This is a genomic window from Lactobacillus johnsonii (assembly GCF_014058685.1).
Lineage (GTDB): Bacteria > Bacillota > Bacilli > Lactobacillales > Lactobacillaceae > Lactobacillus.
On the sequence record NZ_CP059055.1, the window covers coordinates 1,532,729 to 1,553,402 of the forward strand.

At 34.0% G+C, this 20,674-nt stretch carries 11 protein-coding genes; 6 read left to right on the forward strand and 5 right to left on the reverse strand.

Features of this window, described 5'->3' with window-relative positions; all coding sequences use genetic code 11:
* The first annotated feature begins 307 nt into the window (after positions 1-307).
* From nhaC to H0I41_RS07365, 6 genes are all read left to right on the forward strand, one after another.
* The gene (gene nhaC / locus H0I41_RS07340) at positions 308-1,684 is read left to right on the forward strand and encodes a Na+/H+ antiporter NhaC (protein WP_011162382.1); all 1,377 of its coding nucleotides are present in this window, start codon (positions 308-310) and stop codon (positions 1,682-1,684) included.
* Positions 1,685-1,809: 125 nt separating this feature from the next.
* On the forward strand, positions 1,810-2,655 hold the full coding sequence (locus H0I41_RS07345; protein WP_135014338.1) for an SAM hydrolase/SAM-dependent halogenase family protein: 846 nt from the start codon (positions 1,810-1,812) through the stop codon (positions 2,653-2,655).
* Between the two features lie 20 nt (positions 2,656-2,675).
* Complete coding sequence (locus tag H0I41_RS07350; protein ID WP_004893510.1) at positions 2,676-3,233, forward strand: ECF-type riboflavin transporter substrate-binding protein; 558 nt, start codon at positions 2,676-2,678, stop codon at positions 3,231-3,233.
* Positions 3,234-3,254: 21 nt separating this feature from the next.
* Positions 3,255-4,976 (forward strand): ABC transporter ATP-binding protein, encoded by a 1,722-nt coding sequence (locus tag H0I41_RS07355; RefSeq protein ID WP_004897849.1) that lies wholly within the window; start codon positions 3,255-3,257, stop codon positions 4,974-4,976.
* Entirely contained in the window at positions 4,969-5,799 is an 831-nt protein-coding gene (locus H0I41_RS07360) for an energy-coupling factor transporter transmembrane component T family protein (protein ID WP_086875103.1), read from the forward strand. The genes H0I41_RS07355 and H0I41_RS07360 overlap by 8 nt, the downstream gene beginning before the upstream one ends.
* A gap of 62 nt (positions 5,800-5,861) precedes the next feature.
* A complete protein-coding gene (locus tag H0I41_RS07365) occupies positions 5,862-6,575 on the forward strand; it encodes a Bax inhibitor-1/YccA family protein (protein ID WP_004897851.1) in 714 nt (237 codons plus the stop codon).
* A 74-nt stretch (positions 6,576-6,649) separates the two neighbouring features.
* Here the strand turns inward: H0I41_RS07365 and H0I41_RS07370 are convergent, their stop codons facing one another.
* The 5 genes from H0I41_RS07370 to H0I41_RS09435 form a co-directional block, all read right to left on the reverse strand.
* Positions 6,650-8,674 (reverse strand): SP_1767 family glycosyltransferase, encoded by a 2,025-nt coding sequence (locus tag H0I41_RS07370; protein WP_086875105.1) that lies wholly within the window; start codon positions 8,672-8,674, stop codon positions 6,650-6,652.
* The gene (locus tag H0I41_RS07375; RefSeq protein WP_135014337.1) at positions 8,674-10,692 is read right to left on the reverse strand and encodes an SP_1767 family glycosyltransferase; all 2,019 of its coding nucleotides are present in this window, start codon (positions 10,690-10,692) and stop codon (positions 8,674-8,676) included. The genes H0I41_RS07370 and H0I41_RS07375 overlap by 1 nt, the downstream gene beginning before the upstream one ends.
* Before the next feature lie 262 nt (positions 10,693-10,954).
* Entirely contained in the window at positions 10,955-12,139 is a 1,185-nt protein-coding gene (locus H0I41_RS07380; RefSeq protein ID WP_011162389.1) for an SP_1767 family glycosyltransferase, read from the reverse strand.
* A gap of 172 nt (positions 12,140-12,311) precedes the next feature.
* Positions 12,312-12,734 carry a glycosyltransferase gene (locus H0I41_RS07385; protein ID WP_011162390.1) on the reverse strand — a complete coding sequence of 141 codons (423 nt, stop codon included), beginning with the start codon at positions 12,732-12,734 and terminating at the stop codon, positions 12,312-12,314.
* 56 nt (positions 12,735-12,790) lie between these two features.
* Complete coding sequence (locus H0I41_RS09435) at positions 12,791-20,368, reverse strand: LPXTG cell wall anchor domain-containing protein (RefSeq protein ID WP_259345877.1); 7,578 nt, start codon at positions 20,366-20,368, stop codon at positions 12,791-12,793.
* Positions 20,369-20,674: the final 306 nt, after the last annotated feature.

Consider the following 20,674-nt stretch of genomic DNA (forward strand, 5'->3'; position numbering starts at 1 on the left):
CTCAGACCACATAATTCGAAATCTTATTATTTTTATTAATAAATTCATTGACATCTTTTTTTAAGCTTGCTATCATAATTGCAATAATTATCGTCACAGTAGTGCTTATGTTAAGCGTCAGAGAGCTGGTGGTGAAGTGCGAACCAGTCAGGCATAAGTTACGAATTACAACGATTCATCTTTATTCGGCCACAATCAGTGCCGTTACCACCTGATTAGAGTGCTGCAATCTGCAGTAAATAGGTGGTACCACGGTAATGCGTCCTGTTGATTAATTTCAACAGGACTTTTTTATTGGAGGATTTTTATGAAAAAGAAAGTTTCTTTTCCAGAAGCGATCATTATCTTACTCTTGCTTCTACTTATTTTAGGCATTTCAGTTATTAAGTTTGGACTGATGCCGGAAGTTCCCGTTCTATTTACAGTATGTTTATTATTATTTTGGCTTAGAATTCGTGGAAATGATTGGTCTTCAATTCAAGACGGAATCAAAGAAGGAATTGGTGTAGCTATTATTCCAATTTTTATTTTTATCTTAATTGGGGCCTTAATTGGATTATGGATTAAAGGAAGTATTATTCCATCAATCATGGTACTGGGCTTCCACCTAATTAGTGGTCAATTTTTTGTTCCATCTGTCTTTATTGTCTGTTCAATTGTTGGTCTTGCTATCGGAAGTGGCTTTACAACAATTTCAACTGTCGGTATTGCACTCTTTGGAATTGGAGCTAGTATGAATGCTAATCCAGCTCTTGTTGCTGGTGCAATTATTTCGGGAGCAGTTTTTGGAGATAAAATGTCCCCTTTATCTGACTCAACTAATCTTTCTTCTGCAGTTGCAGAAAGTGAATTATTTGCCCACATAAAGAACATGATGTGGTCCACCATTCCTGCCTCTGTTGTTTCTTTAATCCTTTTTTGGATTCTAGGAAACAGTGGTTCAATCGATGCTTCAAAAATTAATCACACCGTTTCTATCTTAGAGCATAACTTTAATATTACTTGGTGGGCAATCGTACCAATCTTATTGATGTTAATCTGTGCATGGCGCAAGATTCCCGCAATTCCTACCTTATTTTTAAACATTACTGTTACAGTCATTATGATTTTTATTCAAAATCCGCACCAATCTATTACTGACTTAACTAACTTAATTATGAATGGTTTTGTAGCAAAAACTAGTGATTCATCTGTTAACGCCCTTTTAACCAGAGGTGGTATCTCCAGCATGATGGATACTGTTGGTTTAATTATTGCCACCTTATCTCTTGGTGGACTCCTCATGAAATTCAATATTGTTCAAACTGCTATGGAACCGCTAGTTGAACATCTCAAAAAACCGGGCCGTTTAGTCATCACTACTATTCTTTCAGGCATTTGTATCAACTTATTTGTTGGTGAACAATACCTATCAGTAATTTTGCCTGGTCGTGCCTTTAAACAAGCTTACGACCGAATTGGGCTTCACCCACTTGCCTTAAGTCGAGTTCTTGAAGATGGAGGAAGTGTAATTAACTACTTAATTCCATGGGGAGTAGCTGGTTCTTTTGCCGCTTCTACTCTCGGTGTTCCAGTTTTAGCCTTCATTCCCTTTACCTTCTTTAGTTTACTTTCCCCACTTTTCTCAATTCTTTCCGGGGTTACGGGGATTGGTTTAAAATGGCAAAAGAATCCTAAAAATTAATTCATCTCATTAAATCCGTACTATATGCGCCTACATAGCAAAATAGTACGGATTTTTTATTGACGAATTTTTAATTACATTGTAAATTATTAGTAATTAAAAAAATATTAAAGAGGAGGAGTTTGATGACAACAAATCATTTTCTAGTACTACAAACTGATTTTGGCTTAAAAGATGGGGCTGTTAGTGCCATGCACGGAGTAGCACATATGGTTGCGCCACATGTTATTGTGTCCGACTTAACTCATGAGATTCCGCCTTATGATATTTGGGCTGCTTCGTATCGTCTATATCAAACTATTAAGTACTGGCCAAAAGGAACGACTTTTGTTTCAGTTGTTGATCCAGGAGTGGGATCTAACCGAAAAAGTATTGCCGCTAAAACCAAAAGTGGCCACTTTATCATTACACCAGACAATGGTTCCTTAACTCATGTTGCAACTTATATGGGGCTAGAAGAAGTACGAGAGATTGATGAACAAAAGAATCGTCTTCCATATTCTTCAGAAAGTAACACTTTTCATGGCCGTGACATCTATGCTTACAATGGGGCTTTATTCGCTGAGGGAGAAAAATCTTTTGAAGATTTAGGTGAAACATTAGATCCAACTTCGGTTGTTAAACTACCACTTACTGAGGCTAGTCTAGAAAACGATCATCTACGCGGATCAATTGATGTTTTAGATATTCGCTTTGGTTCTTTATGGACTAATATTCCTTATGATTTAATTAAAAAGGCGAATATTCAACGCGGTGATAAACTTACTGTTACTATTACTTATCAAGACCAAGTTTATTATCATGATACAATACCTTTTGTCCGGTCTTTTTCCGATGCACCAATCAGTGATCCTTTAATCTATATTAATTCACTAGTTAATGTCGGCATCGCCTTAAACCAAGCTTCATTTGCGGATACGTATAATATTGGTACAGGAAATGATTGGAAAATTGATTTAATAAAAGAATAATTTATTTACGGGGGAAAATTATGAATAATCAAAAAGGCTTATCAGTAAAAAGTGTTGTTGCAATTGGTATTGGGGCTGCCATTTATGTTATTTTAGCTCGTTTCACATCAATTCCGACTGGTATTCCAAACACTAACATTGAAATTGTGTATCCATTTTTAGCATTGCTTGCAACCATTTATGGACCAGTTGTTGGTTTTTCCGTGGGATTCATTGGTCATGCCCTAAGTGATTTCTTAATGTATGGACAAACTTGGTGGAGCTGGGTCCTTGCAACTGCTGTTCTAGGTTTAATTATCGGACTCTATGGTATGCGTCTTGATTTAGAGAACGGTGTTTTCACTACTAAACAAATGATTGGTTTTAACATTGTCCAAATTATTGCTAACGTTGTTTCTTGGTTAATCATCGCTCCAGTTGGAGATATTTTGATTTACAGTGAACCTCAAAACAAAGTTTTCTTACAAGGAGCAACTGCAACCATCACTAACTCAATCTCTATCCTTATTTTAGGAACTATCTTGCTTAAAGCTTATGCAGCAACTAAAGTTAAAAAAGGTAGTTTACGTAGAGATTAATTATGAAAGGTTACTCAATTAATGACAGACCCGATTATCGAATTTAAAGATTTTTCATTTAAATATAACAGTCAAGCAGAACCCACTCTTAAAAATATTAATTTGAAAATTAATAAAGGAGAAAAAATTCTTTTGGCTGGACCTTCAGGCAGCGGCAAATCCACAATTGGTCGCTGCCTTAATGGTCTTATTCCAAATATCGATCAAGGTGAAGTTGAAGGAAAATGTTTAGTGAATGGAAAAGATATCACTAACACAAGTCTTTTTGATTTTTCATTCACTACTTCAACTATCTTACAAGATGCTGATAGTCAATTCATTGGCTTAACAGTTGGTGAAGATATCGCTTTTGCTTTAGAAAATGACTGTCAACCTAAGGATAAAATGCATCAAACTGTAAACCAGTGGGCGGATGAATTAAAAATCAAAGAATTACTTACTCAATCTCCACAAAGTCTTTCTGGGGGTCAAAAACAAATTGTTGCCTTAGCGGGAGTTTTAGTTGATGAGTCACCTATTTTATTATTCGATGAACCACTTGCTAATCTAGATCCCGCTTCTGGGCTTAAAACGATGGCAATTATTGATAAAATTCAAAAGGAACTTAATGCAACAGTTATAATCATTGAACATCGAGTAGAAGAAGTTCTTAGTCAACCAATCGATAGAATTATTTTAGTAAATGAAGGCACGATTGTTGCTGATCAGCCTACTAACGAGCTGCTCCATTCTCATACCTTAGAAAAAATTGGCGTTAGAGAACCACTATACCTAAAGGCTCTTACAGCCGCTAATGTAAATCTAAGTTCTATTAAAGAATTAGACAAAATATCAACCCTACCTGTTTCTGAACAAATCAGCGATAAATTAGCAGCTTGGACTAAACAAACTAAAATTACCAAAAAAGAAACAGATAATTTACCATTATTAAAATTAGATCACGTTGGTCATCAATATAGCAAGAATCAGCCCTATCCCTTAAAAGATATTTCTACTACTATTAATCAAGGCGATTTTATTTCAATAGTTGGACAAAATGGTGCAGGTAAGACTACCCTTTGCCGAACTATTTGTGGTTTTATTTCTAACGAAGGAAAAATCACTCTTAAGGACCAGAATTTAAGTGACTTATCAATTAAAGAGAGAGCCGAAAAAATTGGTTACGTAATGCAAGATCCTAACCAAATGATTTCTCAAAAAATGATCTTTGATGAAATTGCTCTGGGTTTACGTTTACGCAATGTTGATGAAGAAACAATTAAGCAAAAAGTTAACCAAACGTTGAAAATTTGTGGACTGTATCCCTTTAGACATTGGCCAATTTCTGCATTAAGTTTTGGACAGAAAAAGCGTGTCACAATTGCTGCAATTTTGGTCTTAGAACCAGAGATTATTATTTTAGACGAGCCAACTGCCGGTCAAGACTGGAAGACATATACGGAAATTATGAGCTTTTTAAAGCATCTAAACACTATGGGAAAAACAATCATTATTATCACGCATGATATGCACTTGATGCTTGAGTACACTAGTCGATCTTTGGCATTTACTAAGGGAAAATTAATTGCAGATACTACCCCAATTGAATTATTAACCAATCAAGATCTAATTAAAAAAGCCTCATTAAAACGAACTAGTCTTTATGACTTAGCAAAACATTATAACTTACCTGATCCAAATAAATTTGTGCAGGCCTATATTAATTTTGAACAACAAAATTGGAAGGATGAATATTATGAATGATAGTAAAATTTTGGGTTACCAGCCTGGTAATAGTTTTATTCATGCTCTCAATGCTACTACAAAAATGATCTTTTTAATTCTAGTATCTATTGCTTGTATGGTTACCTATGATACACGCTTCTTGATTGCTATCTGTATCCTATCCTTAATTTTGTTAAAAGTTGCTGGTATCAAATGGAAGCAAGTTTCTTTTATTGTTAAATTCATTATTGTTTTTGCCATTATTAATATCATCGCTGTCTTTATTTTTCAACCAACTTATGGTGAGACGCTCTACCATTCAAAAACCGTTCTAATCAATGCCGGATACTTTACTTTAACTGCACAGGAACTATTTTATTTATTTAACGTAATTTTGAAGTATATCTGTTCTATCCCATTGGTTCTCCTCTTTTTATTAACTACTAACCCTAGTCAATTTGCAGCTAGTCTAAATAAAATTGGGGTCAGTTATAAAGTTGCCTATGCGGTTTCTCTAGCCTTACGCTATATACCTAATATTCAGGAAAGTTACTGGTCAATTTCTGCAGCTCAACAAGCAAGAGGAAATGAACTTTCTAAAAAAGCTTCTCTTGGAAAAAGAATTCATGGAACTTTAAATATTGTTACTCCACTTATTTTTTCAAGTCTTGATCGTATTGATACAATTAGTACCGCAATGCAGCTTAGACGATTTGGTTCTAAAAAGAAACGTACCTGGTATGTTGCAGAAAGTTTCAACTTGGCTGATTATCTAGTTACTACTCTGGCCTTTATTCTTGTGCTAGTTGTAGTTTTACTCTTTAAAGTTAACTCTGGACGTTTCTATAATCCTTTTGTATAAAAGTTTCTTTTAGTGCAAAGATAAGTTAAAATATACTAATAAAAAGAAAGAGGGAGAGCTTTATGAATAACTTTTCACAAGAACCAGAACGCCGTACAATTGTCGACGTAACGGGGTTAAATAGATTCTTAAGCAGAATGTACGGCATGATGACAATTGCTGTTTTAGTATCTGCCTTAAGTGCTTACTTAACAATGACTGTCTTTAGAACACAAGTTATGACTTTATTTGCTAGCAATCCAGCAATGACTTGGATTTTATTGCTAGTTCCACTTGCTTTAACTTTTGGAATTAGTTTTAGAGCAACAAGAAATCCAGTAGCTAGCTTTGTAATGCTAATGATCATGGCAATTGTTTATGGAGTCGAATTTTCATTAATTGCTGGTGCTTATACTGGTCGCAGTATTGCTTCTGCATTCGTAGCTTCTTCTACTGTATTCATTACAATGGCTGTAATTGGTACCACAACTAAAAAGAACTTAAATAATTTAGGATCATATGCTTCTGCAGCTTTAATTGGATTAATTGTTGCAATGCTAATCAACATGTTCTTAAGAAATCCAATGGTTTCTTACATTTTTTCATTTATTGCAGTTATTATCTTTACTATTTTAACTGCTTGGGATGCACAAAGAATGAAGCAAATCTACGAAAACTACAGTGGCCAAGTTTCTGTTGACGGCTTAGCAGTTGCGGGTGCTTTGGCACTTTACTTAGATTTCGTTAACTTATTCTTACAATTCTTACAGATCTTTGGATTTAGCGATAGAAATTAATATTCTACATAAAAAGCTACTAAATCTTGGTGTTAAAACCTTGATTTAGTAGCTTTTTTGGTTTGCATTATTTATTACTCAATTTTGCCAATAATTTCATTCTCATAAGTTTGATCATGAACTGCTTCAATATTTTCATCAAAATTGAATTCTGCTGTATGCTTATTTTTAAGCTTAACTTTATAAGTAGCTCCCATCTTGAACCATTCATATTCTGAGTCAATATGACCTAAATCGATCAATTGATTATCTAAATCTTGGAGATCATCCACGATTACCTTAGCTGTTGGTCCAAGCATTAATAGAACTAATCTATCTTCTGCATTTTCTCGAATCATTTGTTCTATTTTATTAACTTTTTGGTATGCATTTCTTGATGGTGCAAGAATTCTTTTAACCGACTTGGTGTTATCAAATAAGTCGTTACCCACTCCTGAACGTGTTAACGCTCCTTCAACAATTAAGATATCTTTTTCTTTCCAAATCTGCTTAAGCTTATTAAACCAACCAGCACTTTTAGCCTTATCAATTCGATCAATATATGGGCGAGAAATAAAAGTATTACTATAGATATTTTTGGTTTTTTCTACTTCGCTTAGAAGATACTGATTGTTAAAAAAGAAATTAGTTTCATAAAAATCTTTTGTATATTGACCATAATCCTCTAAACTTTCAAATACATCTGGAAGGGCTACATCGTATTTATTATTACCGCCCGCAAAAAGTATCTGTTTTAATTCTCTCGACAGATCCTTATTATATGCTTGATAAGTAATACCCTTTCCATTAATCAAACTCAATTCTCCATCCCCAAAACGAATAATGGATTTTTTCTCATTAATAAGTCGATCTAGCGATTCATCCATTCCTCTGACATGTATATTAAAAAGCCGGGGAACTACGTGGTCAGTAGGACGTTTTACTAACTTTTGGATTACGTCTGCCATTTCATCAATTTGATCATCTTCAAAGACTTGATAAGCATCATAATTTATACTTTCAGATCTTGAAGAATTAAAGGCCAAAATAGGAACTTGTCGATGCTTAATCCGATTAAGTACCATTTTATTTTTATCACCATAATTAATATCAAGGTAAACTGTGCACTTATTAATAAGCTCAATTTGTTTTTTAGCCGTAGCACTTGGGTATATAGTTACATTATCATATTGAGATAAATGACTTAATAAAAAGGCAACTGGAGTAAATGCTGCAATACTAAAGTGAATATTAGGTAATTTTTTTACTAGCTCTTCTAAATTTTGAACTTCAGCGACATTCGTAAATATATAGGCCTCTCCGTCAAAGGTCTTATCATAATTGTCATTTAATTCAAAGTTTCTAAAAATAATTTTTGACCATTCTAAATTGTGGTACTCCCACCATTTCTCTCTTAGTTCAGTTGTATCAGTGATGTTAAATGGCTTATCTCGCTCAGTAAAATGAATAATAGCAGGCTCTTTTATATGATCAAAGAATGCATAAAAACTGTCTTTATCATTCCAATAACTTTTTCTCTCATAGCCAATTTGATAATTATATTTTGGATCTAACTTTCCATAATTCTGCGCAAATCCTTCATTCATCATAACCTGGGTGTTATTTAAATTATATTTCTTCCCTAAATCCAATAATTGGTTTCCGATATTGTTGTTATACCAAAATCTATTATTAATTAATAAGACTCCTGAATTAAATTGATCAGGATTAAAGTAGTCCACTACAGTATACAAAGGTCTATCTTCAATATTAGTTTCAAAAAGCTGATCTAAATTTTGATCCACAATTACATCACTGTCTAAGTAAAGAACTTTATCTTCTTTAATTAATTCTGGGATCAAAAATTTGCCATATACCATCTTAGAAATGCGACCTTCGGGATTTGGCATATCTTTAAAACGACTGAGATCAATTTTTAAATCGATAACTTCTGAGTTCAGCTCTTTCAAGTATCGATTAATATTCATAAACCATTCATGTGGAATATCAGGATTAATAATATAAGTTTTTACATCTTGATTATGCGCATAAATGGACTTTAAAGTGGTCTCTGCTTTATCAATCCAGCCATAGTCTACACTTAAGGCAATTGTCTTCATTATTCAATCTTCACAATAATTTCATTTTCATAAGCTTTATCATGAACAGCATTAATATTTTCATCAAAATTAAACTCTGCAGTATGCTTATTTTCAAGCTTAACTTTATGAGTAGCTCCCATCTTGAACCATTCATATTCTGAATCAATATGACCTAAATCAATGATTTGATTCTCTAAATCTTGCAAATCATCCACAACTACTTTGGCTGTTGGCCCAAGCATCAACAAAATCAACCTATCTTCTGCATTTTCTCGAATCATTTGTTCTATTTGATCAATTTTTTGGTATGCATTCTTTGATGGAGCAAGAATTCTTTTAATTGATTTAGTATTAGTGAATAAATCATTTCCTACTCCTGAACGCGTTAGTGCTCCCTCTACGATTAGTAGATCACGACCACTCCAAAGTTGTTTCAATTTATTAAAGTATGTAGCACTTTTACTTTTATCACCTAGATCAATATATGGTCTTGAAATAAAAGTTGACCCATACCAATTACCAGTTTGTCCAATTTCTTTTAAGAAACTTTCATTATTTGGAAAGAAAGATGTTTTGTAGAATGATTGAGTAAAATCTTGATAACGCTCTGGTTTGGTAAACACATCAGGTAAACAAACCAATGTATTATTAAATTGGCCCCGCAAAATAATATCTTTTAGTCGATCGGCAAGTTCTGAATTATAGGTTTGATAGGGAATTGAGGCTCCTCTAATTAAATCAAATTCGCCATCCCCAAAGCGAATCACAGATTTATTATCTTGCAAAATCAAGTCTAATGATTCGTCCATATCTTTTACTCTAATATTATATTTTGGAGCACTACTTTTTACTGTCTCTTTAATCGCTTCTACCATTTCATCAATTTGATTATCGCGAAAGACATGATAATTATCATAATCCAAATTTTGAGACTGAGTTTGATCGAATGAAAAGATTGGAATATTTTTCTTCATAATTCTTTCAATTATTTCATCAGCTTTAGGACCATAATTAATATCTAAATAAATATCTGCTTCATTTATTTCTCTATCCAAAGTTTTTCCTATAATAGTTGGAAAAAGTCTTACATTATCATATTGTGTTAATTTCAATAAAAGAAAAGCCATAGGCGTATACGCAGCAATATTGAATCTTATATTTGGCAATTTTTGAATCAACTGTTCAATATTCTGTACGTCCGCCATACGAGTAAGCAAAAATGCCTCTCCCTCAAAAGATGGATCTTTAATTTTACTCTTATCAAAACTACTATATTTAAAAATAATTTCCGACCATTCCAATCTTCTATAATGCCACCATTTGTTTCGTAAACTAACTGTTGATACTAAGTTAAATGGCTTGTCTTCAGTAATAAAGTGGATTATTTTTGGTTTTTTAACTTTATCAAGAAATTGTGTAGTTTTTTGCAGATTTCCCCAAAAAGCTGCTTTTTCAAAACCAATTTGGTAATTATAAGATAAATCTAGTTCTTCAATTTTATCTTTAAATACTTCATTAATGACAGTCTGATCACCATTTCGAAGATTAGGCCCTTTTGCTTTTTCTAAAAGGCTAGAAACTATGTTACTTTCCTTCCACTTTTTATTATTAATCAATAACATTCCCGAATTAAATTCTGCAGGAACTTGATAGTCACGCACACCACAAACCCATTTATTTTCTAAATCAATATTAAATAATTCATCTAAATTGGCATTCACAACTATATCACAATCTAAATATAGTACTTTATCTTCTTTAATTAATTCAGGAATTAGTATTCTCGCAAAAGCAATATTTTTAATTCCTTTAAAAGAAGAATTAACGTCATTTAAATATGCCTGATCAATTTTTTTATCTACAATTTGTGACCCTATTTGACTGAGATATTGATTCAAATTAATGAACCATTCGTGTGGAATATCAGGATTGATAACATAGATTTTTACTTTCTGATTATGATAAATAATTGATTTAACTGTTGTTTCAATTTTATCTAAGAATCCATAATCACCATTTAATACTATCGTTTTCAAACTTATCACTCATTTCTATTAATATTTAAACATCTAACTTTCACGAATCGCATAATATATTATCTACTAAAAATACATTATATAACACTTATATTCTATTTATCTATAAGTATCTAATACACTTACAAATTGTTTTGAGATTGTAGATAAACAAATTAAACGTACTACGCTATAGTTAAGTGCAAAATCAAAGATAACACTATATAAAAGAAAAGGAATCAAATAGATAACTTATACCTACTTGATTCCTCATTAAGAACTTTTATTTCTTATTTATTTTCATAATTATTTCTTTTTGGTACTGAGGATTATCTTCTTCATTCAGATTTTTATCCACAGATTCTGCCATATGTTTATTTTTACCAATCGATACTACATATTTAGCATCCATCTTAAACCATTCATATTTTGTATCAATATGCCCAATGTCAAGGATCTGATTATCTAAATCTTGTAAATCATTGACAATTACTTTGGCTGTAGGTCCTAACATTAATAAAATCAACTTATTCTGAGCATTATTTCTAATCGCTTCTTCAATTTCATGTACTTCATCGTAAGCATCTTCAGCAGGACAAATTATACGCTGAATTGATCTTACATTTTCAAAAAGATCATTGCCTACTCCTGAACGAGTATATTCCCCTTCCACAATCAAAATATCCTTATTCTGCCAAATTTTCCTAAGTTTATGGAAATAATGTTGACTTTTACTCTTATCCTTGAAACTCATATACATTCTAGACATAAATGTCGAGCCATATGAATACTTCGTCTTTTCAATTTCTTTAAAAAAGTCACTAAATCTCGGTAACACTCCTACAGCATAATAACCACGCATTTCATTATATCTGTCTAAATTAGTAAAGATATCCGGTAAACAAGTTAATACCCTTGGATTATGGTTATTTAGAATACTATCTTTTAATATCTTCGCTAACTCTGGATTAAAATGTTGATAAATAATGTCTTCACCATATATCAAGTCTAGTTCACCATCTCCAATTCGCACCACAGATTTCTTATTTTCAATTATTTCATCTAAAGTTTCATCAATTGATTTAACTGAAATATCAAAAATATCATCAAAAGACTTCTTAGAACTATTAGCTGGTAATTTATTAACTTGTTTTATCATCTCATCCATACTGTCAGCTACGTAATAATTATTACTCTGTTCATGATATTGAGTATCCCTAAAAGCAAAAGTAGGAATATCCAGCAATTTCAATACAGTTTCGAAATGGACATTCTTATTGCCATAGCCAATATCAAAACAAAGATCTGTTTTTTCGATAATTGACTTTAATTGGTAATTTAAAATTTGAGGATAAAGGGTTGCATTCCCATTTTGCGTTAAAATGTCTAAACCTGTATATAATGCCCGTCCCGAAACAATATTAAAATGAATATTTGGTAAGCGCCTGATTAAGTTCTTGTGCGCCATGATTTTCTGCGTAATTCAAAAAAATAATAGCTTCTTTATCAAATTTATTTTCAAGTCTGTTAGAAGTTAGATGATTGATTACTTCTGACCATTCACTACTATGATAATTCCACCACTTTTTACTTAAGTTTTTAGATGAACTTTCTCTAATTAGCCTACTATCACTAGCATATTAAATAATTGCAGGCCTCTCAACAGTGTCTACATAATACAGATATGAATTTGTTAATTCAAAATTAGGATCTCCAAATCCAATTTGATAATTGTAAATTTCAGGCAACTTTCCAATATTGATACCAAACCCATCATTAATCATAGCTTGCTCATAAACTAGACCATAATTTTTGCTTAGTTCTAAAAATTGATTACCAATATTGTTATTGCGCCAGTAGATATTATTTATAAGCATAACACCCATATTAAACTTATCGGGATGTACAAAATCAATTATTGCATACAAAGGCTTATCTTCTACATCAATTGCAAATAGATCATCTAAATTTTGATCAATAATTGTATTGTTACCTAAGTAAAGCACTTCATCTTCATCTACTAGCTCAGGAATTAAAAATTTGCCATATAAAAGCAAAAACACTGATATATCAACGTTTATTTAACGATGATTATCAGTGTTTTCTTCATTTTAAATACCTATTTTTTATTATTTTTTCTGGATCTTAACCCTAATAATGCTCCCAAGCTAGCTGCAATTATTCCTAACAAACTGGAATTATTTTTAGTACCCGTTTGTGGAAGCTTCTGGTTACGAGGCCGCTTTGCCATTCTATTAGTCTTATTTACTTTAATTATTCCAATTGATTCGGAATTTCTTCTATTTGAAGATAGACGCTTTTCGCTAGCAATAGGTGTAACTGAGTTTGCTTGTCCTGTTTCACTTCTTAGTGAATTTGCAGGAATTTCAGAAGGTATCAAACTTTGAGAAGCTGAAACATTCGAGGTACTTAAGCTTTCACTAGTATTTGTTGAACGCATAGATTTAGAAGTAATAGAAGTAGAGAAACTAGTGGATTCAGAGACTCTTTCGCTCATGCTTACCGAGTTAGATAAGCTCTCACTCATCGATACTGAGTTGTTCATGCTTTCACTCATTGAGACCGAATTACTTAAACTTTCGCTCATCGATACTGAGTTGCTTAAGCTTTCACTCATGCTTACTGAGTTGCTCATACTCTCACTCATTGAGACCGAGTTGCTCATGCTTTCGCTCATTGATACTGAATTGCTTAAGCTTTCACTCATGCTTACTGAGTTAGATAAGCTCTCGCTCATCGATACTGAGTTGCTCAGACTTTCACTCATTGACACTGAGTTGCTTAGGCTTTCGCTCATTGACACTGAGTTACTCATGCTTTCACTCATCGATACTGAGTTGCTTAGGCTTTCACTCATGCTTACTGAGTTACTTAAGCTTTCACTCATGCTTACTGAGTTACTCATGCTTTCACTCATGCTTACTGAGTTAGACAAGCTCTCACTCATTGATACTGAGTTGCTTAAGCTTTCACTCATGCTTACTGAGTTACTCAAACTCTCGCTCATTGATACTGAGTTACTCATGCTTTCGCTCATTGATACTGAGTTGCTTAAGCTTTCACTCATGCTTACTGAGTTACTCAAACTCTCGCTCATTGATACGGAGTTACTCATGCTTTCGCTCATTGATACTGAGTTGCTTAGGCTTTCGCTCATGCTTACTGAGTTACTCATGCTTTCACTCATGCTTACTGAGTTGCTTAAGCTTTCACTCATTGATACGGAGTTGCTTAGGCTTTCACTCATGCTTACTGAGTTACTCAAGCTCTCACTCATGTTTACTGAGTTACTCAAACTTTCGCTCATGCTTACTGAGTTACTTAAGCTTTCGCTCATTGATACTGAGTTGCTTAGGCTTTCACTCATGCTTACTGAGTTACTTAAACTTTCGCTCATTGACACTGAGTTGCTTAAGCTTTCACTCATCGACACTGAGTTGCTCATACTCTCGCTCATTGATACCGAGTTGCTTAAACTTTCACTCATGCTTACTGAGTTGCTCATGCTTCCACTCATCGATACTGAGTTACTTAGGCTTTCACTCATTGACAATGAGTTGCTTAAGCTTTCACTCATCGATACGGAGTTGCTTAGGCTTTCGCTCATGCTTACTGAGTTACTCATGCTTTCACTCATTGACACTGAGTTGCTTAGGCTTTCGCTCATGCTTACTGAGTTACTCATGCTTTCACTCATGCTTACTGAGTTGCTTAAGCTTTCACTCATGCTTACTGAGTTGCTTAGGCTTTCACTCATGCTTACTGAGTTACTCAAGCTCTCACTCATTGATACTGAGTTACTCAAACTTTCGCTCATGCTTACTGAGTTGCTTAGGCTTTCACTCATGCTTACTGAGTTACTTAAACTTTCGCTCATTGATACCGAGTTGCTTAAACTTCCACTCATCGATACTGAGCTACTCAAACTTTCGCTCATTGATACCGAGTTACTTAAACTCTCACTCATTGAGACAGAGTCGCTTAAGCTTTCGCTCATTGACACTGAGTTGCTTAGACTTTCACTCATCGATACCGAGTTGCTCATACTCTCGCTCATTGAGACCGAGTTGCTTAAGCTCTCACTCATGTTTACTGAGTTACTCAAACTTTCGCTCATACTTACTGAGTTGCTCATGCTTTCACTCATTGATACTGAGTTACTTATGCTCTCGCTCATTGATACTGAGTTACTCAGGCTCTCACTCATGCTTACTGAGTTACTTATGCTTTCACTCATCGATACTGAGTTGCTCAAGCTCTCACTCATTGACACTGAGTTACTTAAGCTTTCACTCATGCTTACTGAGTTGCTTAGGCTTTCGCTCATTGACACTGAGTTACTCATGCTTTCACTCATCGATACGGAGTTACTTAGGTTTTCACTCATGCTTACTGAGTTGCTTAGACTTTCACTCATGCTTACTGAGTTACTTAGGCTTTCGCTCATGCTTACTGAGTTACTCATGCTTTCACTCATTGACACTGAGTTGCTTAGGCTTTCGCTCATGCTTACTGAGTTGCTTAAGCCTTCACTCATTGATACGGAGTTGCTTAGGCTTTCACTCATGCTTACTGAGTTACTCAAGCTCTCACTCATTGATACTGAGTTACTTAAGCTTTCGCTCATTGATACTGAGTTGCTTAGGCTTTCACTCATGCTTACTGAGTTACTTAAACTTTCGCTCATTGATACCGAGTTGCTTAAACTTTCACTCATGCTTACTGAGTTACTCAAACTCTCGCTCATTGATACTGAGTTAGATAAGCTCTCGCTCATTGATACTGAGTTACTTAAGCTTTCACTCATGCTTACTGAGTTGCTTAGACTTTCACTCATCGATACTGAGTTGCTCAAGCTCTCACTCATTGACACTGAGTTACTCAAACTCTCACTCATGCTTACTGAGTTAGATAAGCTCTCGCTCATCGATACTGCGTTGCTTAGGCTGTTGCTCATGCTTTCGCTATGAGATATTACTATACTCTCACTTTGTGAAGCACTAATACTTGCCGTATCTATTTTACGTAAGTAAACAGTAAATTTATTAGGACCATCTCCTAATGATCCATATACATATTTACTTAAGTCACTTATAGATACACCATCTGGTGGAGTTAATACTTGACCAGTTTGGTTATCGACAACTTTCTCAAGAATATATCCTTCACTTTCTAACCCCTCTAATGTCGCAGTAGCATCTGAAAAAATAATTGTTCCTTCAGCAGGTCCTTGGAAATTATTCGTAGCTTGCGTAAGTGTAATTGGATTTGAAGGATTAGTATCATTAATAAATTCAAGTGTAGCAGTTCTTGTATTAGTAGAATCACTTGAGTTGGTAACATCTCCATTAACACCATAGGCAATACCAGCTTTCCAAGTATTCCAATCGATAGTATTTGGTAAAGAAACTGTATCTCCTGTAACATTATTTGTAATAGTCATAACCGGGTGTGCTGTATTTTGCAATGCTGCTTGTAAGGCTGTATTACTTGTAGCTGCACCCATATTAGGAGTATTTTCATAGTTATTCTTATCTACAGTAGGTGATTTATCAAGATCTTCCTGATATGACTTGATATCATCTGGCATTGTAAAACCATTTGCACTTACTGTTAAAGGAATAATCAATCCCTTTAATCTAATTGAAGAGTCAGCAATTTTAACATGATAAACCATTTCAATTTCACCATTAGCTGTAGTGGTTTCTTCATGTGTTACTGTAACTGGCGAAGTCATTTGACTAACTTTATTTATTTCATTCTTCAAATAAACATTTGTAGGAGAACTTCCAGCAACTTCATTGCTTAATTCATTATTTACATACCATGCATAGATGCTCTTAATCCGGTCTTCCATCTGGCTGTCCGTAAGCCAAGTATAAGTAAATTCTTTACTATTCCCTACAGTAATCGCAATATCAAAATTAGAGCCCGTATTAGCTTCAGAAGTAGCTGCTCCACTAGTAGCAATCTTAAAGCCTATAGCATTGGCCCAATTAGTATTTATGGAGACACTATTATTTGGTCCCCATACCCTATTGTTATTATAAAAAATACCTGCTGTAGTAGTATTGTTACAATCAAGATATTGCTTGTCATAGACATATTGCCCTTGAATGTGAAGGCCACTAGCGTAATGTTGTCCATTTATTGTCACATCATTGGTAGGAGTATAAGCAAATAAAGTTCCATTTTTAGATTCATCATCAGTATATTGATAAACATAAACTTTTCCTAAATTAGTGGTATTATCACTACCTTGATTAATACTAATGGATGGTTGTTGGGACTGTGGATTTCCCCATCTTAATATCGGATTAAGAGTTAACTTATTATTACCACTGGTATAAGCTGCAGCTTCTGAATTAAAAACTATTCTATAGTACGTACCCATATTATATGCAGTAGCTATTTGAACTCCATTAGGAGTCATTAAGGGGAGATTAGCTGCTAATTTACTATCATAATTTTCAATATTCCCATTACTATCGGGTAGTCCCAAATGGACGTCAATATATTGACCATCTTGCAAAGTTTGTTTTGGAGTAATTGAAAAGGCGAGCTGTTCATACCCAGCATCGCTACTGGTTTCTCCAGCAACTGGTGTCACTTTAATATTACTGATGGTATAGGCAGTAGTCGGTAATTGCTCTTTCCCTACCTGTATTGTATAAGTAACACTTCCACTACTATTAGCAGCTTGGTTACTTGGATCAGTCCAATTAACAGTTTGTGGGCTTTTTACAACAGTGACCGCTCCATCACTTGTATTAAAAGTATACGTTCCATAAGTTGTATTAGAATAGTTAGAAACTTCTGCCACCAAAGGCGCAGTTGCATTTGAATAGGTATGACTACCACCGGTTTGACCATTAAAGTTTGGACTCAGTTTAACTGATCCCATTACTGAATTTGTTGTAAAGTTAGGCGTCGTCCCAGTTAATGATACTTCAAAGAGTTGCTCTCCATTTGGTCCATAATTGCCTAACTCTTTAACTGATGCCGTACCAGAATATCCACTAGTGTTAAAGCTGAAGTCATCTGTAGTAGCTGTAAATCCATCGGGTATCATTACAATAAATTTAGGATTTTGAACTGTAGATTCCCCAGTTGTTGATAAACGAAAACTATAAGTTGGAACTGAATCTCCACTATACGTTTTTCCATTTGCATCAAGAATTGCAGTACCAGTAAACGTAGGAATCAAATTTGTATTAATCGCATAGTTAATATGTGAACTGAAGCCACTTTTTACCACAGCTATATTCTGTCCATTAGCTACAAAAGTATAAGTACCAGCAGTTGGTGTCGCATCACTTGCAAGTTCTGAAACTATTGGAACCCCATTGTTTCCATAGCTATAGGTTCCTGTCTGAGTTGGATCTAGTGTTAACTTAAATTGTCCACCAAAGTTCCGTGCCGCATTCCAGCCAGGATTAAAGTCTAACTGGATTTTAAACAACTGCTCTCCATTTGGTCCGACTTTTCCTAAATCTTCAATTGAATAGTTACTTGTCGAATATTGATTAGATCCATTAAATACTCCGCCAAAATAATTGCCAACATCTTTATTTATTAAGTTAAAATCAGTTACACTCGATGTAAACCCTTTAGGAATCATCACAACAAATTGTGGATTATTAACGGTAGAATCACCAACTGTAGAAAGACGAACAGAAAGGGCAGGTATTTGTGACTGTGGTGTATTACTAGTGTAGTTGATACTATTACCAGAAACAAAAATACCAGATGAATTTAAATTACCGAAAGAAGCAACTCCTGTAAATTGAGGTAATTCTACAGTTTTGTTAAGAATATAATTAATCGAGCCTTGTTGATTATTAATCCCAGTAGAGTTTTTAACAACCTCAATTGCTTGCCCATTTACATTAAAAGTATATGAGCCACCTCCATAGGCACTTGTCCCATTTGCTACTGCATAGTTGGATACTTCAGAAACAAACGGAACGCCGTATACATTATATGAAACTACACCCTTTGCATTTGCATCTAAGGTTAATTTGACTTGACCACCAAAGTTATTTCCCCAAGTTGGTGTTGCACCAGTTAAGGTGATCATAAATAGTTGTTCACCATTTGGACCGTAATTTCCTAGTGCCTTTATTGTCGATTTTCCATTATAAGGTCCTGCAAATCCTCCACCACTAAAGATATCAGTCCCTTGAGTATTAGTTAAAGTAGAAAAATCAGCAGTAGTAGCAGTAAAGCCTTTAGGAATCATGATTATAAATTGAGGATTCGTAACGTTCGAATCTCCATATGTTGATAAACGAAACGTATAGGTCGGTACAGCCCCATCTTTAAAATCTGTCCCATTAACATTACTGCCGTCAGCATTTTTAATCATTACCGTACCAGAAAAAGTAGGTTTAACAACTGTATCATTCGTTGTAGCTAAAGTTACAAAATTAGCACCTAAAGCGATTGGTAATTGAGAATTTGCAGTCGAATTATTTCGTTCAATTGTATTATTCGTAGCTAGAGGCAAATTAACAAGAGAAGAGATATTTTTATTTAAATCTAAACTAGCCTGGGATGCAGTTGGAATATTGTTCGAAGATGAGCTATATGCAGAAGTAATTGTAGATTTACTTACATGTGATGTATTAGCTGATCTATTAATACCTGTAGAATTCTCTTCAACGTTTTTATTACTTTGTAATACTGTATTATGTTCATTAGAAGATAGATGGGACCTATGTATCTTTTGAGTATTAGATCTTTTTTCTGTTGATTTATTTTTGGCCAAACTTAGAGAACTAAGGACACTTTCAGATTGACTCAGTGAATGTGAGAAACTTTGAGATTGAGATACGATATCAGAAATACTTTCAGACTGACTTATAGAGTCAGAAACACTTTCTGAAATGCTGAGGCTCTTAGAAGTAGATGAACTTTGTGCTTCCGAATTACTAATGCTATTTTCTTTTTCAGTAGATTTACTATTTGTTTTACCAGAAGGATTGAGTTGGATACTATCAGATACAGAACCAACTACTTGTGAATTATTATCTGATGCTGACCCCTCATTATTTTTTGAAACTGAAGAAGCAGCCAAAACTGATTCACTTTCACTACTTGTTTTTGTATTTTCAGCAGTAGACTTACTTTCAGATTTTTGTGATGTAGATTCTTTAGTTGATGCTTTAGATGTAGATTTAGATTTCGAATCTGAGGTTGACTTAGCTGCTGAAGTTGAAGCAGATGCTGATTCAGATAATGAGACAGCAGCAGATGCACTAGCGGATTGAGAAAAACTAGTAGAAGTTGAAAGTGACATACTTGCTAGTAATGATCTACTCTTTGAATAAGTAACTGATTGTTCAGTACTTTGACTTTGGCTTAATTTAACAGAATTAGAATCTGTAGCCGAAGCAGTCTTTTGATTGTTGTTAGAAACTTCTTCATCAATAGAACCCGTAATTGAATTGGACCCAATGATTTCGGACTTTCTATCTACAGAACTTTCTGCTGCATAAACACGGTCATCTGCCATCATAGCGCCACCGGTAACTCCAGCTCCCAAAATAGTAGCCAGGCCGGCAATTTCTTTTAGATAAGATGTTTTATTATCTTTTTCCTTTAAGTCGTTAGGATCGATATAATGTCTCATTTCTTTTCGATGTTTTAGTTTTTTGAACTTTTTCTTTTTCATAATTAATCCCTTTGCTCAAATCTAAAATATTGTCATTACAAATGGCTACCTGATTAGTACTAAAAATACTCGGTATTAAAGAAAAAATAAATTTATCTTTTAAACCGTCCACTCATTGGAGTAAATCAAATCATAAATTTATCTTTATAAACAGTTATATTACAGAGCGCCATTATTAATATACTTCCGTTAGTAATCATTGTATAACATATAGTCATTTTTCAATAACATTTTTACATAAAATATTACAATATATTGCCTATAAAAAGGGAGAGCTCCCTCCCCGCATAAAATCAATACTTTTGT

Coding starts and splice junctions, on each gene's coding strand:
- nhaC (WP_011162382.1), top strand. CDS start 308: ATGAAAAAGAAAGTTTCTTTTCCAGAAGCGATCATTATCTTACTCTTG.
- H0I41_RS07370 (WP_086875105.1), bottom strand. CDS start 8,674: ATGAAGACAATTGCCTTAAGTGTAGACTATGGCTGGATTGATAAAGCA.
- H0I41_RS07345 (WP_135014338.1), top strand. CDS start 1,810: ATGACAACAAATCATTTTCTAGTACTACAAACTGATTTTGGCTTAAAA.
- H0I41_RS07355 (WP_004897849.1), top strand. CDS start 3,255: ATGACAGACCCGATTATCGAATTTAAAGATTTTTCATTTAAATATAAC.
- H0I41_RS07365 (WP_004897851.1), top strand. CDS start 5,862: ATGAATAACTTTTCACAAGAACCAGAACGCCGTACAATTGTCGACGTA.
- H0I41_RS09435 (WP_259345877.1), bottom strand. CDS start 20,368: ATGAAAAAGAAAAAGTTCAAAAAACTAAAACATCGAAAAGAAATGAGA.
- H0I41_RS07380 (WP_011162389.1), bottom strand. CDS start 12,139: ATGGCGCACAAGAACTTAATCAGGCGCTTACCAAATATTCATTTTAAT.
- H0I41_RS07350 (WP_004893510.1), top strand. CDS start 2,676: ATGAATAATCAAAAAGGCTTATCAGTAAAAAGTGTTGTTGCAATTGGT.
- H0I41_RS07360 (WP_086875103.1), top strand. CDS start 4,969: ATGAATGATAGTAAAATTTTGGGTTACCAGCCTGGTAATAGTTTTATT.